Origin of the sequence: Novosphingobium sp., assembly GCF_036820275.1 — a bacterium.
Taxonomy (GTDB): domain Bacteria; phylum Pseudomonadota; class Alphaproteobacteria; order Sphingomonadales; family Sphingomonadaceae; genus Novosphingobium.
In genome coordinates this window covers 17,619-33,164 of record NZ_DAISLT010000043.1, presented here as the reverse complement: position 1 = coordinate 33,164, position 15,546 = coordinate 17,619, and the positions used below count along the sequence as shown (strand labels likewise).

The 15,546-nt window shown below is 60.9% G+C and carries 11 protein-coding genes; 7 read left to right on the top strand and 4 right to left on the bottom strand.

What is annotated here, in order from left to right:
• Positions 1–4: 4 nt before the first annotated feature.
• The 6 genes from V7066_RS23970 to V7066_RS23945 all read left to right on the top strand — a co-directional run bounded on the left by V7066_RS23970 (position 5) and on the right by V7066_RS23945 (position 8,427).
• Positions 5–1,492, top strand: a complete 1,488-nt coding sequence (locus tag V7066_RS23970; protein WP_334185478.1) for a glycosyl hydrolase family 28 protein — start codon at positions 5–7, stop codon at positions 1,490–1,492.
• 32 nt (positions 1,493–1,524) lie between these two features.
• Positions 1,525–3,495: a glycoside hydrolase family 97 protein gene (locus V7066_RS23965; protein ID WP_334185477.1), complete on the top strand. Its 1,971-nt coding sequence runs from the start codon at positions 1,525–1,527 to the stop codon at positions 3,493–3,495.
• A gap of 123 nt (positions 3,496–3,618) precedes the next feature.
• Positions 3,619–5,868: a heparinase II/III domain-containing protein gene (locus tag V7066_RS23960; RefSeq protein WP_334185476.1), complete on the top strand. Its 2,250-nt coding sequence runs from the start codon at positions 3,619–3,621 to the stop codon at positions 5,866–5,868.
• 235 nt (positions 5,869–6,103) lie between these two features.
• Entirely contained in the window at positions 6,104–6,622 is a 519-nt protein-coding gene (locus V7066_RS23955; RefSeq protein WP_334185475.1) for a TetR/AcrR family transcriptional regulator, read from the top strand.
• A gap of 61 nt (positions 6,623–6,683) precedes the next feature.
• Positions 6,684–7,655: a quinone oxidoreductase family protein gene (locus V7066_RS23950; RefSeq protein ID WP_334185474.1), complete on the top strand. Its 972-nt coding sequence runs from the start codon at positions 6,684–6,686 to the stop codon at positions 7,653–7,655.
• A gap of 37 nt (positions 7,656–7,692) precedes the next feature.
• On the top strand, positions 7,693–8,427 hold the full coding sequence (locus tag V7066_RS23945) for an SDR family oxidoreductase (RefSeq protein WP_334185473.1): 735 nt from the start codon (positions 7,693–7,695) through the stop codon (positions 8,425–8,427).
• Positions 8,428–9,321: 894 nt separating this feature from the next.
• Here V7066_RS23945 and V7066_RS23940 read toward each other — a convergent pair.
• The 3 genes from V7066_RS23940 to V7066_RS23930 form a co-directional block, all read right to left on the bottom strand.
• On the bottom strand, positions 9,322–9,834 hold the full coding sequence (locus tag V7066_RS23940; RefSeq protein ID WP_334185472.1) for a DUF1543 domain-containing protein: 513 nt from the start codon (positions 9,832–9,834) through the stop codon (positions 9,322–9,324).
• Entirely contained in the window at positions 9,831–11,501 is a 1,671-nt protein-coding gene (locus tag V7066_RS23935; RefSeq protein ID WP_334185471.1) for an FAD/NAD(P)-binding protein, read from the bottom strand. Before V7066_RS23935 ends, V7066_RS23940 begins: the two co-directional genes overlap by 4 nt.
• A gap of 97 nt (positions 11,502–11,598) precedes the next feature.
• A complete protein-coding gene (locus tag V7066_RS23930) occupies positions 11,599–11,781 on the bottom strand; it encodes a hypothetical protein (protein WP_334185490.1) in 183 nt (60 codons plus the stop codon).
• Between the two features lie 282 nt (positions 11,782–12,063).
• Here V7066_RS23930 and V7066_RS23925 point away from each other — a divergent pair, with 282 nt between their 5' ends.
• Positions 12,064–14,643, top strand: coding sequence for a PAS domain-containing protein (locus V7066_RS23925; protein ID WP_334185470.1), 2,580 nt, complete (start codon positions 12,064–12,066; stop codon positions 14,641–14,643).
• A 25-nt stretch (positions 14,644–14,668) separates the two neighbouring features.
• Here the strand turns inward: V7066_RS23925 and V7066_RS23920 are convergent, their stop codons facing one another.
• The gene (locus V7066_RS23920) at positions 14,669–15,520 is read right to left on the bottom strand and encodes an SDR family oxidoreductase (protein WP_334185469.1); all 852 of its coding nucleotides are present in this window, start codon (positions 15,518–15,520) and stop codon (positions 14,669–14,671) included.
• Between the last annotated feature and the right edge of the window lie 26 nt (positions 15,521–15,546).

The following is a 15,546-nucleotide window of genomic DNA, read 5'->3' as shown; positions in this document are numbered from 1 at the left end:
GCCGATGCGCAAATACGCCATTCTGCGCCGTCGTGTCGGCATGAGTCTTGCCGTCGTAGCCCTGTCTTGCACGCTGACCCCAGTCGTAAGCGCGGCGGAAGACGCGCTGCAGGTATATTCGGTGCCGAAGGGGCTGCTGTACTCGGCACACAACGACGACTTCACGGTTCGGGTGCGCAAGCCGGGCGGACCGTGGCAGGACCTCTACGAGTACCGTGTTCAGGTCGACACCGACACCAAGCAAAACGCTTCCATGGTGTATTTCGATTTTCAAGGCACCGTTGAAATCGAAGTGCAGAAGAACAATGGCCGCTTCGATACGGTCTCCGTCGCTCCATTGGCGAGCGCGGTGAAGCCGGAACGCCAGGGAAGCATCGTACGCATGACGCTGACGCGTCCGGAGAGCTTCTCGCTCCAGTTCAATGACGACCGACTCCGCAACCTGCACATCCTGGCAGGGGCCATGCCCGCGGCCGCGCCGAAGGGGCCGAACGTGCGCGTTTTCGAGCCCGGGCTCCATCTCCCGCCCGAGGGCAGCGACGTGTTCCCGGTCAAGTCTGGCGAGCGCATCTATCTTGCAGGCGGGGCCGTCCTGAAAGGCTCCTTCGCACTCGAGGGCGTGAAGGACGTCAGCATATCGGGACGCGGGATGCTCTGGGACCCCGGGCGGGGGATCGACCTCGATAAAGCGCAGAACGTCGCGGTCTCCGACCTCATCCTAATCAACAGCGATCGCAAGGACGCTGCACGGGTCATCAACATCCGCAATTCCAGCAATGTCGCGCTGCGCAACGTCACCGGCTTCACCTCGGGCAAATGGTCGGACGGGATCAACATCTCCACCTCGCAACACGTCTCCGTCGATGGCGGCTATCTACGCGTGTCGGACGACGCCGTGGTGATATATGCCGTCGCCGACTGTCCGCTGTGCCGCCAGCGAGCGGAACAGACCGGTATTCCAGATATCAACCCGCCGGGGGACACATTCGACATTTCAGTTCGCAATCTGCGCATCTGGAACGATGTGGCTCACGCGCTTTATATTGGCCATTTTGGCGACAATGCCCACCCGCGCACAATCCGTGACGTGACCTTCGACAACATCGACATCGCCAATCTCGACGAGGACGATCCCGACTGGGAAGGGGCGATCGCCGCCTACTCGGGCGACAGCACGCGCATCCGCAACATCACCTTCAGCAACATCCGCATCGACAGGATCGAGGAAGGCAAACTCATAAACATCGTCGCCGGTAACAACGCCCGCTACAACAAGGCGCCAGGACGCGGAATTGACGGAGTGACCATACGCAACGTCACGTTCTCCGGCGAGGGCATGCCGAGCCAGTCGATCATATCGGGTCTTTCGGCCAAGACCGCCGTTCGCAACGTCACGATCGAGAACCTCAACATCGCCGGCCAACGCGTCGACACGCCGCAGGGGGCGGATTTGCTGGTCGGCAAGCACGTCGAGAACCTACAACTCCGCTGATACCAGTACGCCCCCCGGGAGAGAGCACAAGCATGAAGACCAATCGCCGCACCGTCCTGGCAAGCCTTGGCGCTGCCGCTACTGGGATGGCCGCGACCATCCCTGCGGCGCGTGCCGACGCTCCGGCTGTGGATCAGCGCCTGACTATTTCATCCCCCGATGGACGCACCACGCTGGAACTGTTGATTCCGACATCGCGCGGCGAGCACCCGCGCTGGGCCGCCCGGCACGGCAATTCCGTCATGCTGGAGCCCTCGCGCTTGGCGCTCGTGCTTGCCGATGGCAAGCGCCTCGGGCCGGACGCGAGGTTCCTGGGCTCGGACATCATTGCTATCGATGGCACGTGGGATCCGCCGTACGGGATTGCCGCGCGCTATGACGGCAGGGCGAGCCAGTTGGAAGCCAGGTTCGAGGACCGCCGGACACGCATCCGTTTCGCAATCCGCCTGCTCGCGCACGACGATGGGATCGCTTGTCGCTTCGTCCTGATGTCCGCGCCTGGGCAGTCCATAACGCTGGGGGGGGAGCAGGTCGAATTCCGCATGCCAACCGGAACTCGCGTGTGGACCAGTCGTGACGAAGGCGAATATGCCGTGTCCTTGCCGGGCCGCATAGCGCCTGTGCCTCATCCCGAATTGACCGCCAGCACCGACAAGGGCGCGCTGGCCGACACGCCGGCGCTGGCACAGACTTCTGCAGGCCTTGCCATGCTACTCTGCGAATCCGACCGGTTGCACTACCCGCGGATGATGTTGGCGCCGGGTGAGGATGAGCAGACTATGGTCAGCCGCCTTATGCACTTCCCGGGCCGCGCCACCGGCTATTCGGGGCCCGGCGACACCCACGCCGCACCCGTGTTCGCTGTTGAAGAGCCTTTCACGACGCCCTGGCGCGTCATCATGGTCGGCGAACGTCCCGCCGCGCTGATCGACAAGGCCGGGCTCGTCCCCACCCTTGCCACACCGGACAGGTTGGGCTCCGACGACTGGATCCGCCCGGGCCGAGCCTTCCGAATCCGCAAGCCCTATTCGAACGCAGGTGCCATGGAAGGCATCGCTTTCGCCCACGAACGCAAGCTCGACTACATCGAGTTCGATGCGCACTGGTATGGCGACGGCACCGACCCCAGTGATGCGACCCGGCCCATCGACGGCTTCGACATCGAGGGTATCGTTGCCGCTGCGCGCGCGAAGGGGATTGGTACGATCGTCTACGTCGACCGCGTGCCCGCGATGCGCCAGCTCGATGCCATCGTCACCACCTACAGAAAGTGGGGCATCGCCGGGATCAAGTTCGGCTTCATCTGGGAAGGACGGCAGGAGGATGTGGACTGGATCTACAACCTCGTGAAGACCTGCGGCGACAACCGCCTCCTAGTGAACCTGCACGACAACCTGCGTCCTGCGGGGCTGGAGCGCACCTTGCCGAACTACGTGGCACTCGAAGGGGTGCGCGGGAACGAACAATTCCCCACCGCAAGGCACAACGTCACCCTGCCCTTCACCCGCGCGCTGTCGGGTCCGATCGACTATACGATCTGCTACGACCACTACATGAACAAGACCACCAACGCGCACCAGCTGGCGATGGCGGCCGTTTACTATAATCCGCTCACGTTCCTCTACTGGTACGACGCTCCGGCCAAGTACCGCACCGGAAACTGGCCTGCGCTGCACTGGTTCGACGAATGTCCCACGACCTGGGACGAGACCCATGCGATCTCCGGCGAGCCCGGCGAGTACGTGGCAGTCGCCCGGCGAAGCGGCAATCGGTGGTTCCTGGGCGCGATGACCAACGAGGAGGCACGCACGATCCAGGTTCCCCTCGGCTTCCTGGGCGAAGGCAAATGGCAGGCGAACGTCTTTGGCGACGGCGCTCGAGCTCAGGAGCCGCGACTGACCAAGGTGGACATCTCCACGCGCGAGGTAAATGCCGCGGCTATCCTGACCGTCGTGATGCAGCCCAGCGGCGGGCAGGCGATCCTCTTCGAGCGGGTGACGTGAGCATGAGCCTGACCACGAGCCACACAGCAAATGGTCCTGGGACCATCCCCCAGACAAGGGACTGAAAAAATGATGCGAAGCGCTTTGGCCGCCGCGGCTGTGATACTGGCAACCGCGCCCGCGATGGCACATGGCCAGGGACATGAGCAGACCGGAGCATCGCCTGCCACCCTGGCATTCAATCCCGCCAACATCGCGCGGGTGAAGCAACTCATCGCCAGCGACTCCGAAGCACGCGCCCGCTGGAATGCCCTGCGAAAGACGGCGGACAAGGCGCTGTCCTCGCCGCCGCGCGGCGACCGCGAAATCGATAGTGCTCTGGAAGCGCTAGGGCTCGCATTCCGCGTCACGGGACAGGCGAAGTACGCGCAAGGAGCGAGAACCCTCCTGCTGCAGCGCGCGGCGAAGAAAGACTGGCTGACCGACGCCCCCCTCGCCCGCCGCGATCCGCCCTGGAGATCCGATCTCGGTATGGGTTATGCTGCCGCCAGCACCGGCATTGCCTATGACGCCGTGCGCGACACGCTTTCGCAGGCTGATCGCCAGACCATCGTCCAGGGAATCATCCGAGGCGCCATACTCCCGATCATGGACGACTGGGTCGATGGTGCAAAGCGTATCCATGCGCTCGATACGATGGGGCATAACTGGTGGGCACACATCGTCTTCGGCGCCGGAGTGGCGGCGCTCGCCGTGCGCGAGGATGATCCTCGCGGCCTCGAATGGGCCCGCCGCATAGACGAGGCGAGCGTGGAATGGTTCGAGTTCCCAGGCACCCGCATCGGCACCAAACCCCCCACTTTCGGTAGTGACGGCGCCTACTCGGAAACTGTCTCCTATGCCGAACTGGCATTGCACAGCTTGATGCTTTTCCGCCGTTCGTGGAACGAGGCGATGGGCAGCCCGCCCTCCTCCATCAGGGGACTCGACAAGGTCGCGGGATATTTTCTCGCCACCAGCTATCCTCGCAGCGAGGGGTGGGTGTCGCTCAATTTCGGTGACAGTCGCCCGCCAAGTTGTGGTTGCCACACGCTGGCCGACCTGTGGGCGCTTGGCGAACACAATCCTGAGTACCTGAAGTACATCGCCGGCTTCTCCGGCGTATCTGCGAAGGATGCCTGGAGGGATGCCACCAACCTCCCCTATTTCCCTGACGCCCGGGCCCGCGCTTCCGCGTCGTCGCCTATCGCCACATCGCACACTTACGTATCTCGGGATCAGGGCCTGCTAACGATGCGAAGTGATTGGTCTCCCGATTCCACGCTCCTCGGGGTCAAATCCGGGTTTACCTGGAACCACAATCACGCCGATGCAGGCAGCTTCATCCTATACCACAAGGGTCGCACGCTCATCGCGGATTCCGGCCATTCAGGCTATTCGACGCCGGAATACGATGCCTACTACCGGCAGAGCGAGGCCCATAACGTTGTCACCATCGACGGGCACGCGGAGCCCGCCAGCGACCTGTACGACGGTTCGGCTTCAATGGGCACGATCGACCACGTTCTCGATACGCCCAACATTCGCTACGCCTGGGCGGATGCCACCGGACCGACGAGCCGATACTTCCAACGCAACTACCGCAATATCTTTTGGGTGGGAGACACGATCCTTCTCATCGACGACTTGCGCAGCCGCGATCCCGGCCAGTTCGAATGGCTGCTGCATCACGGCGGAACAGCAACGCGCAAAGGTGCGACAGTCGAAATTCGCGACGGGGACGCCGGTGTCGACATCACGCCGCTATTCCCCGCGACTCTGCCGGTCGGTGGCTTACCGACCGACTATCCTTATGCACTGCGTCTCGTCAGCCATGAGGGCCTCGCTGACGAGGACCCGAAAATAAAGCAGGCCTACCTCGGCTTCCAGCCCGTCGGGAAAAGCGATCGCGAGAAGTTCCTGTTTGCCCTGCAACCCCGCATTGACGGCAAGCCTGCGTCAAAGATCGAACGCCTTGTAGGCACGGACTGGATAGGCGTGCGCATCACCGGCACCGATCGCATCACCGAGGTCTATTTCAACCTTCTGGCGGACGGACGGCTTCGCCATCGCAACGCCAATGCCACGATAGCCGGCCTCGACACCGACGCCTACGTCCTGGCTGTCAGCCACCCCGCGCGCCGTGACGCAAACACGAACCCTGACGAGATCACGGTTGTGGACGCCAGCTATGTCCGCCGCTCGGGAGCTGTCCTTTTTGAAACACTAGCTAAGGTCACCGCCCATCTCGCGATGGGATCCAGCACAAAGGTTCAATTTAGCGGCACTCACGGGACCGTGCGCATCGCCTGCTCCGCGCCCGTGCAAGTGGCAGGCACAGAGCGGTCGGCCGCGTGCTCCAATGGCCAAGCCGTACTGCCGAGAACGAACTGATAGCCCCCACTCGAGCAACGGTGAGCAACCCTTCTGCAGTCGCCCCTTCACTGACGCTCAGCATCCAGATCTCGCTTCACACGTGCAGACCTTCCGCTTCGCCTTGCTGGATGGGTAAGACTTCCTTTCGTTCGCAGTCGCTCAATTGTATTTGACTGATCGTTCTACAACCCCTATCTCACACCTCATGGCAAGACCAAGGGAATTTGATCAGGAACAGGCGCTGAGCGCAGCCATGGCCGTATTCCGCGAGCATGGATTCGAGGGGACGTCGGCTGGGATGCTGGTCGATGCCATGGGTATCGGGCGACAGAGCCTCTACAACACCTTTGGCGACAAATGGCAGCTCTACCAGATGGCGCTTCGCCGCTATGCTGCCGAGGAAACAGGCGAGCATATCGCCATGCTGCGAAGCAAGCCGCGCGCTATCGACGGGATTGAGACGATGGTGGATCGGGTGGTGGCCAATGCGCGGGATGCCTGTCTCGGGGTCGGCTCGATTTGCGAGTTCGGCCGCAGCCGCCCGGAACTGGTCGCCATCCGCGACGCCGCCGACCGCGCCATGAGGGCCGTCCTGACCGATACCATAGCGCGGGCACAGGCGGAGGGTGATGTTGCGCCGGATGTCGCGCCGGATACCATTGCCTCGTTCATCGTCATGAGCTTTTCGGGTTTACGGATCGCCGCGCGTGCCGGCGCGGCTGACGAAGACTTGCGGGCGCTGGGCGATCTGGCCTTGCGCGCGCTGCGATAGGCGCAGGGGCGCCTTTTTATTTGTCTCATTTTGGAATGCTTGTTCAATAAAGGAAGCTGACATGCAAGCAGTCGTGATGACCGGAACGGGAAGCGCGGATGTTCTCGAACTGGTGGATATTCCGGAGCCGCCATCGGCGCCCGGCCCCGGCGAAGTCATGGTCCGGATCGCCGTTGCCGGCGTCAATTTCATGGATATCGGCGTCCGTCAGGGCATGGCCTGGACCGAGATGCCCAATCCCAAGATTCTGGGCGTGGAAGGCGCGGGACGGATCGTCGCAGTCGGACCGGGCGTTGCCATGGCGGTTGGCCAGCGTGTCGCCTGGGTCTACGCGCCGGGTAGCTATGCAGGGAAGATCGTACTGCCGGAAGCGGCGCTCGTGGAAATCCCTGACGACGTGGATGACAGAACCGCAGCCGCGATCATGATGCAGGGGCTTACGGCCAGCCATTTCGCCACCGATTTCCACCCCGTGCAAGCAGCTGAAGTCGCCCTCGTCCATGCGACGGCAGGAGGACTCGGGCTGCTGCTGACCCAGATCATCAAGCTGCGCGGAGGGAGAGTCATCGGCCGCGTGTCGAGCGCCGACAAAGTGGCGATCGCGAGGGAAGCGGGCGCGGACCATGTCATCGTCGACACCCAAGGCGATTTCGCTTCGCAAGTGCTGGCGCTGACCGACGGCGAAGGCGTGCATGTGGTCTATGACGGATCCGGGCCGACGACATTTCAGGGGTCGATCGATTCTTTGCGCCGCAGCGGTACGCTCTGCTGGTACGGCCCGGTCCTGGGCGGCCCCGGCCTGCTCGATATCATGAACCTGCCGCGCAGCATCAAGCTCGGTTACGCGGTTTTCTCCGATCACATCCATAGCCCCGAACTGCTTCGAGAGCACGCCGGGCGCCTGTTCGATTGGGTCGTGAGCGGCGATCTCAAGGTCCGGATCGGCGGCATCTATCCGCTGGCGAACGCCGCGCAGGCGCACCGTGACATGGAAAGCCGCGCAACCACCGGCAAGCTGCTGCTGATCCCCTGATCCGCCCACTCATCGCTCTCAAGAAAAGGACCCTACCATGAAAATCGGATCACCTTCCAAAACTGCCCTCATCTTTGGAGGATCGCGCGGCATCGGTGCCGCCGCGGTCGAGCGGTTGGCGCAGGACGGGTATGCGGTCGGTTTCACATACGCCAATAGTGAGAAGCCTGCCACGGCGTTGGCCGAGGCTATCGCCGGACGAGGGGGCGAAGCCCTCGCCATCCGCGCCGATAGTGCAGATGCCGCCGCTCTCACCTCCGCTGTTGCGCAGTTCGTCGATCAATATGGGAAGATCGACCTCGTCCTCGTCAATGCCGGACTGTTTCGCATGAATACGATCGAGGCCGTCACACTCGATGAATTGGACAGCATGCTCGCCGTGAACGTTCGCGGCGTCTATCTCTCGATCCAGGCGGCGGTGCCGCACACCGTCGATGGGGGCCGCGTCATCACGATCGGCAGCAACGTTGCGATCCGCACCGGATTTCCCGGATCGAGCGTGTACCAGATGACGAAGGGGGCGGTTGCCGCCATGGTCAAGGGCGTCGCGCTGGACCTGGCGCCACGCCGAATCACGGTCAACAATATCCAGCCGGGCCCTACCGACACCGACATCAACGCGGGTTCAATCGACATGCTGTCCGAGATGAGTCCGCTGAAGCGCGTGGCGAAGCCTGAAGAAATCGCCGGGTTGGTGTCGTATTTGGCCCGCGACGAGTCACGCTACATGACCGGGACAAGCCTCACCATCGACGGCGGTTTCACATTATAGGCGTCGTTCCTCCGCTGCGCCACATCGCTCCGACAAGAAAGGTGACTGGGCCTCAAGCTCGGTCACCCGGCGGTCAAGCATACGGGGTAATCGATCAAGTCATGGCACCAAGCCAATGGCTGATTCAAATCCCAGACACTCTGTTCACTACGATCACTTCCATCAAAAGCGACCCTTTGTGGCCGTTTAGCCTGCAATTTATACTGCCTAGGAGCCGACCGGCAGCTTTCACAATCAAGACGCTCAAGATCGGCCGTAAGGAGGAAGACAGATATGGGTTATGGACGCACACTGGCTGTCATTGCGGGCCATTCAAAACACGAGGACCGTCAACTGTATCGTTCAGTTGAGGGTTCCGTGATCTCAGATGAGCGCCGACCGTTAAACAGATCCAATGCCGAGGCCTCCCCCCAGTTGCAACATTAGAGAGCTTTCGCTTCGCATCGTCCTGAGACAGCCACGAGCTGGCGGCAATCTTGCGACCGCCGGAAACGCAACCATCATCTCGGGCTTTTCAGGATTACGGAACGAGGAGATGGTCATGGAAGGCACGCAGTACGATCCACGCGACCAACGCAATATATTGGACCAACCCACTACCCAAAACGATAGTCGCCCCAAGGGTCGGCCTGGCCCACACGGAGCCTCAGGTGATACAGCCGAAGGCATTCGCTCGCTGGAGGCCGAGCGCCGTGATCCCGGTCCTGATCTGGAGGCAAGCGGAGGAATGGGGGCGAACCCCTCCCAGGCATACAAAGGTCGAGCAGACGACCGTGCGCTGCGAGAAGCGGGCGTACAGTCAGGGACGCAACGCGATCCGAAATTTCCCGAGGAAGATGAGTAATCTCCACGAGAAGATGTCGCTCCCCATTCAATGTTCGCTGGAAAGCTGTCTCAACTCGCCTTTCTGATCGGTATATAGCGACAGGTGAAGCTTGGTTGCTCGTGCCGGTCGATCGGCGTGAGGTGCACAAAAAGGCGCTCGCCAACGGGACCCTCGCTCAGGCAATAGGCGTGCTCGGCCTCGTAGAGATCGTCCTTATGTGGCTCGATCCAGCCCTTCACCATCTTCAGCGCACGATATTTCGCCTTTGATTCGCTTTGCGCGACCACGAAGACGTTGCGGTGTCGCTCGGCGAATTCTTCCGGTTGGTAGCCACCCAGGTTGACAAAGTAGAGTTTGTCCTGCTCTTCGAAGGGTTCGGGGCTCAGTGAAATTTCAAAGCCATCCGCCTCGGTGACCTCGGCCCAGCAATCGACATGCAGGCTTCTGGGCACACCCCACCATTGCTCCCGCAAGGTTGAAAACGTTTCTTCAATGCTGTCGGCGATCACAAACCGGACATCGTGTACCTCGATGTTCGCACCAGGGTGTTCTCCGCCAATATAGATCGCGAAAAGCTTCATCGTTCGCTCAATTCCTGTTCTGTTTCGCCGGTAACGCAACGCTGGCCGATTTCGGCAGCCAGTTCAGCGGCCACGATCTCGCCGATTTCATGTGAGCTTGTGATGCCCTGCACAAATGGGTGCCGCCCCATGATGAAGGGAAGGCTGACGCAGAAAAGCTGGTCTGCTGGAATTTGCGAGGAGATGGGGTGAAACCGGTCGTCGATGGCGATACCTCGCGCGGGTCCGCCTTCGGTCGAGGATTCCACGTCGTGAACGATCCCCTGCTCGCGAAGCGAGAGAAAAGGAAAGTCCTTCGCGGAGAGCGCGCGCTGGCCGGTCGCTTCAATGAAGACCGGGAAATGGAATTTTGTCGAGCCATGCGTCAGTAGCGCTCCGCTCGAAACGCCATGCGGATCAATCTGATAGTTCTCCCCGACCGCAACCACCTCCAGCTTTCCGGCATCATGCAGGGCGAGCATGCGCAGAATCGATTCATGCGGCACGGTGGCATAGTCGTCGATGAAGACGGTCTTGAGGTGCTTCGAAAATCGCAGGAAATCGGCGTCATTGAGATGGGGAACGATGCTTTCGATCACCTCATGCATGCGAAGAATCGCGTAACGCCAAGCTACGACGTGCTGCTGTTCGTAGTTCAACTGGGCTTCGGCAAGGTTATGGCGCGCCCATTCGAAAGGGTCGCTGGACAAGCGGCGGCTGAAATATCCTTCGCAGAAATCCTCAAGATCGAGCGATGCGAGATGCGTTTCTTGCGCGTACGGCGGATCCGCTGCAGCAAGCTCACGTTTGAACAGCTCGAACGTCCGGTCCAAAAGCGAAGTATCGTTGGACTCGATTAGTTCTTCGATCGCTTCTGCGGTGCAGATCGATAGGGGCTCATAAGGGATAGGAAAATAGAAGTCGGCCTCCGGTAGCAGCCCCTTGCGGGAAAGCATAGTCATCTTGAAATCTTCGGTGCCCGGCGCAGGGACATAAGTGATCCCGCCGTCTTCAGCCTCCACGAAATCGCCGTGGGCCACAGCTAAAGCGACGGCAGCGTCTATGGCGGTGAGCGAAGAGCCACGAATGCCAACATGGGTCGCCGGGATCTTCTCGATCTCGCTCGCCGGCCAGGGACTGGCGAAATACCCCGGGCTGACCTCAGGTTGCTCCGGCCATTGGTGCCCGGTGGCAAGAATGACGTGATCGAAGGTGGCTTCGAAACATTCGCCGCGATGGGGCTGGACGCGCAAGGTCATTCCATCATGCCCACTGATGGCATCGAGAACCTCGCACCGTGTGCGCACGGTCACGACGATCCCCTCAGAGGCTGCCTGCTCCAGCAGCATTTCCATCTGTTCTGAGAAAAATTCACCCAAGACCACGCGCGGATAGAAAGTCCGATCGTCTATGGCCGCCTGGTCGATGTGCATGTCCGCCAGCCGTTCCGAACTCTGTGCGTGCAGCCATGCTACGAGGCTTGTCGCGAGAGGCGGTATCTCGATGCTGGCGATGTTGGAAAGCATCGCCGGATCGTTCCAGCCGGGTCGGTAGGGTGTGCCCTTACCAATGATCGGCTGCTTTTCGAAAATAGTGAGCTCGAAGGGCGCGGGCCGCAGCGCGAGCAAGGCATTCAAGGTGTAGATGGCGGTAGGGCCGGCGCCCACGATGGCCACAGAACAAGTCATGCAATCCCCGGATATGCAATTGGAACAGGCAAGCGCCGATGTTCGCCGCGATGATGGCTTTGGAATGAAAACCCCCGCCGAAGCTGGGGTTCCTTGGTCACTGCCCGGTGCCGGGCTCAGACGTCTTCGGCGGCTTGCCATCCTCGATCCGGCCCTCGTTGCGCAGATCGCGGCCTTCTTGCGCCTTCTTCTGGCTTTCGGGGGACTTGCCGTGCTCGTTGAGCTCTTCCTTGACGTAGCCGGCTGCTTCCTTCGCCTTACCTTCGATGCTCATGATCATCTCCTACGCTGGTCTGCATTTTGCAGATTCTTGCAGGGTGGAAGTGCGCGACCGCCGGAAACAGTTCCAAATGGGAGGCTCAACTCGTCGCAGGAAAGACGTACATTCCGTATCCCAGAGGACACGACCTCTGATCTACAAAGTGTTCGCCATTTCGTTTGTCACGCCCGCCTGAAGGCAACCCTTGCTCACATCAGGCGTTGTTGTCCGGTTCGGACAGGCTGTGGGACGAGGCTCACCGCTTTGTGCTTGTCTGAAGAAGATGATGCAGGGGAAGTGCGAGTGGCCGACGCAAAGGTGGGTGAGTTTTCCTTGGCGCATTGGGACGAATGGGACTGGAGTTTCTCACCCCTTGGTCCGCCTGTGACATGGACTTCGCGGTTGCGCGGCGCCATAGATATTCTGACCACATCCGAGGCACAGATCGTTCTGTTCTGGGGCCCAGAGTTTGTTGCGCTTTACAACGATGCGTACGCGCCGACCATCGGCAGCAAACACCCCGCAGCGCTCGGCCGACCGGCACAGGAGTACTGGAGCGAGCTCTGGAATGATCTCGAGCCTTTGCTGCGAGGCGTGCGGGAAAGCGGCAAGACGTTTTCGGCCAAGAACAGGCCCTTTTACATCGAGCGGCATGGCTTCGGTGAGACGGTCTATTTCGACATATCCTACTCGCCGGTTCGAGATGATGATGAAAGCGTCGGCGGTGTGTTGTGCATTGTCTCGGAAACCACAGAGCAGGTGATGGCGAACCAGCGGCTGCGTGAAAAGGAGGCCGCACTAACCGTGAGCGAAGCGATGGCCCGGCGTCAGGCAGACGAGCTGGCATCCGTCTATATTGCCGCCCCAGTGGGATTGGCGGTGCTCGACCGGGATCTGCGTTTCGTACGCGTGAACGAACGGCTGGCGGAGTGGAACGGTCGATCCATTGACGATCATATCGGCAAGACGATCGGTGAAATCGTACCTGACCTCGACGAGCAAGCGCTGGGAATCTTCGAGCGGGTCCTGGCCGGCGAGGCGCTATGGGGACAGGAAGTCGCCGGCAAAACTCCCGGTCGGCCCGATGGCACGAGCATCTGGCGCGAGAACTGGGTGCCGCTGCGCGATGCGGAAGGCAACATCGTCGGCATCACGGTCTCTGCCGAAGACGTAACCGAGGAACGCAGGGCGCGTCGCTCGCTAGAGCTCTTGAACCGCGTAGGGTCAGCCCTTGCCGGAGAACATGATCTCGAACGCCTGGTACAGATGGTTACCGACGCCGGCGTCGAATTGTCCGAAGCGGCGTTCGGTGCGTTCTTCTATAACGTCGTGGGTGCTGATGGTGAGAGCTACACCCTCTACTCCCTGTCGGGAGCGCCGCGCGAAGCGTTCGCCAATTTCCCAATGCCGCGCAATACAGAGGTATTCGCGCCAACGTTCGCAGGGACCGGCAATGTCCGATCGGATGACATCCTGGCCGATCCGCGTTACGGTCAGAATGCGCCACGATCCGGCATGCCGGAAGGGCACTTGCCTGTTCGCAGCTACCTCGCGGTTCCGGTGAGCACCAATGACGGGAAGGTTCTTGGTGGACTGTTCTTCGGTCATCCCGAGACGAGCAGGTTCTCCGGCCTTCATGAGGAGATTGTCACCAGCCTGGCGTCGCAGGCTGCGGTTGCGATCGAAAATGCACAACTCATTCGGCAGGTGCGCGAAGCAAATGAAACACTGGAGCGCCGGGTTGCCGAACGAACCGAGGAACTGACGAAGCTTCACGAAACGCTGCGCCAGTCGCAGAAAATGGAGGCTATCGGCCAGTTGACCGGTGGTGTCGCTCACGATTTCAATAACCTGCTGACCGTCATCTCCGGGGCAACCGAGATGTTGCGAAAGCCGGATCTGTCCGAAGAGAAGCGCGTCAAATATCTCGATGGATTGACCGACACGGTTAAGCGCGCGGCTACGCTGACCGGACATCTTTTGGCCTTCAGCCGCCGTCGCGTCCTTCAGCCCGAGGTTCTGGACCTCAACATCCAGCTGGATGCCCTTTGCGAAGTCCTTTCACGTTCCATTAGCAGCAATATTGAGATTGTGGTCGAACCCTCCAATTTGATTGCGCGGGTGGAAGTCGATCCCACTGAACTCGAGACGGCCATTTTGAACGCGGCGGTCAATGCGCGGGACGCTATGCCGGAAGGCGGCACTCTGACCATCAGCATCCGGGACTACTCTCTTGGCAAAGATGATGCCGTCGCGATCGAGATAACCGACACCGGAACGGGAATGACACCCGAGACGATAGAGCGTGTGTTTGAGCCATTCTATACGACCAAGCCCGTCGGACAGGGAACCGGGCTTGGACTGTCCCAAATCCACGGCTTTGCGGCGCAAGCCGGCGGCGCCGCGGAAATCCTCTCAAAAGTCGGCGTGGGCACCACCGTGCGGCTGATCCTGCCCACCGTCGACAAGCAGCCGCGCGCATCCGGTCATGCTCGCGGCGACGCGACGCTTCCGCCCGGTTTGAGAATTCTTCTGGTAGAGGACAACGAACAGGTTCTGGATTTTGCCGAGCGGTTACTGGTGGATCTTGGGCTTGAGGTCGTGACGGCACATAACGGTGCGGACGCATTGCGCATCGCTCAGGAACAGGACTTTGACCTGGTCTTCAGCGATGTCGTTATGCCCGGCCTGAGCGGTATCGATCTGGCCCGGCAGCTCCATATCCGGGCTCCAGAAACACCGGTTTTGCTCGCGACCGGTTACAGCGAGCAGATGGTGGGCGAAGGGACGGCACAGTTCTCCGTCTTGGCCAAGCCATATGGTGCCGAGACGTTGACGAGTGCAATCCATAGTCTGCTGGTGACGCCGGCGGTTCCCAGCTAAGTGTAGCCGGGGTCGCGAGGCACCTTCAGCCGTTCACGATGATCCCACCGTTGGGGTGCAGAACCTGGCCTGTCATGTAACTGGCATCCTCACAGGCCAAAAAGAAGAAAGCGGGGGCAACTTCGTTGGGTTGTCCCGGCCGCCCCATCGGCGTGCTTTCACCAAAGTGCGCAAGCTTCTCTGGGCTTGCTCCGCCGCAAGGGTTGAGCGGCGTCCAGATCGGACCGGGAGCCACGGCATTGACGCGAATTCCGTGCTGGATAAGGTTCTCTGACAGCGACCGTGTGAAAGCCGTGATGGCGCCCTTCGTGGAGCTGTAATCAAGCAGTTCCTTGCTGCCCTGATACATTGTCACGCTGGTGCAGTTGACGATGGCGGCGCCCCTTGAAAGGTGTGGTCTGGCCGCTTGGGTCAGAAAGAAACTTCCGAAGATATTCGTCTGAAAGGTTCTGCGCAGCTGATCCTCGGAGATGTCGGTGATGTCCGCATCAGGGTGCTGTTCGCCGGCATTGTTGACGAGGATATCGATTCGGCCGAAGGCCATCAGGGTTTCTTCGACGATCAGGTCGCAGCCTTCCTTGATACCGACATCCGCCCTGATTGTAATGGCGCTGCGCTCCTCCGCTTCCACTATCCGGCGGGTTTCCTGGGCGTCGTCATCCTCCAGAAGATAGACGACCGCGATGTCGGCGCCTTCACGCGCATAGAGGGCCGCAACGGCTCGCCCGATGCCGCTGTCAGCGCCCGTGACGATCGCGACCTTGCCGGTAAGCCTGCCGGACCCGGGATAGCGCGGTTGCCATTCGGGCTTCGGCTGCAGGCCGCTTTCGTGTCCGGGCAACGCGTCTTCGTGGATCATACCGGCAGTCTGGCTCATGACGGTCTCCTTGTAGTGACCTAACG

What these genes read in the sequence shown, in the direction of transcription:
- V7066_RS23970 (WP_334185478.1), top strand. Translation starts at nt 5, where the DNA reads ATGCGCAAATACGCCATTCTGCGCCGTCGTGTCGGCATGAGTCTTGCC.
- V7066_RS23965 (WP_334185477.1), top strand. Translation starts at nt 1,525, where the DNA reads ATGAAGACCAATCGCCGCACCGTCCTGGCAAGCCTTGGCGCTGCCGCT.
- V7066_RS23960 (WP_334185476.1), top strand. Translation starts at nt 3,619, where the DNA reads ATGGCACATGGCCAGGGACATGAGCAGACCGGAGCATCGCCTGCCACC.
- V7066_RS23955 (WP_334185475.1), top strand. Translation starts at nt 6,104, where the DNA reads ATGGCCGTATTCCGCGAGCATGGATTCGAGGGGACGTCGGCTGGGATG.
- V7066_RS23950 (WP_334185474.1), top strand. Translation starts at nt 6,684, where the DNA reads ATGCAAGCAGTCGTGATGACCGGAACGGGAAGCGCGGATGTTCTCGAA.
- V7066_RS23945 (WP_334185473.1), top strand. Translation starts at nt 7,693, where the DNA reads ATGAAAATCGGATCACCTTCCAAAACTGCCCTCATCTTTGGAGGATCG.
- V7066_RS23940 (WP_334185472.1), bottom strand. Translation starts at nt 9,834, where the DNA reads ATGAAGCTTTTCGCGATCTATATTGGCGGAGAACACCCTGGTGCGAAC.
- V7066_RS23935 (WP_334185471.1), bottom strand. Translation starts at nt 11,501, where the DNA reads ATGACTTGTTCTGTGGCCATCGTGGGCGCCGGCCCTACCGCCATCTAC.
- V7066_RS23930 (WP_334185490.1), bottom strand. Translation starts at nt 11,781, where the DNA reads ATGATCATGAGCATCGAAGGTAAGGCGAAGGAAGCAGCCGGCTACGTC.
- V7066_RS23920 (WP_334185469.1), bottom strand. Translation starts at nt 15,520, where the DNA reads ATGAGCCAGACTGCCGGTATGATCCACGAAGACGCGTTGCCCGGACAC.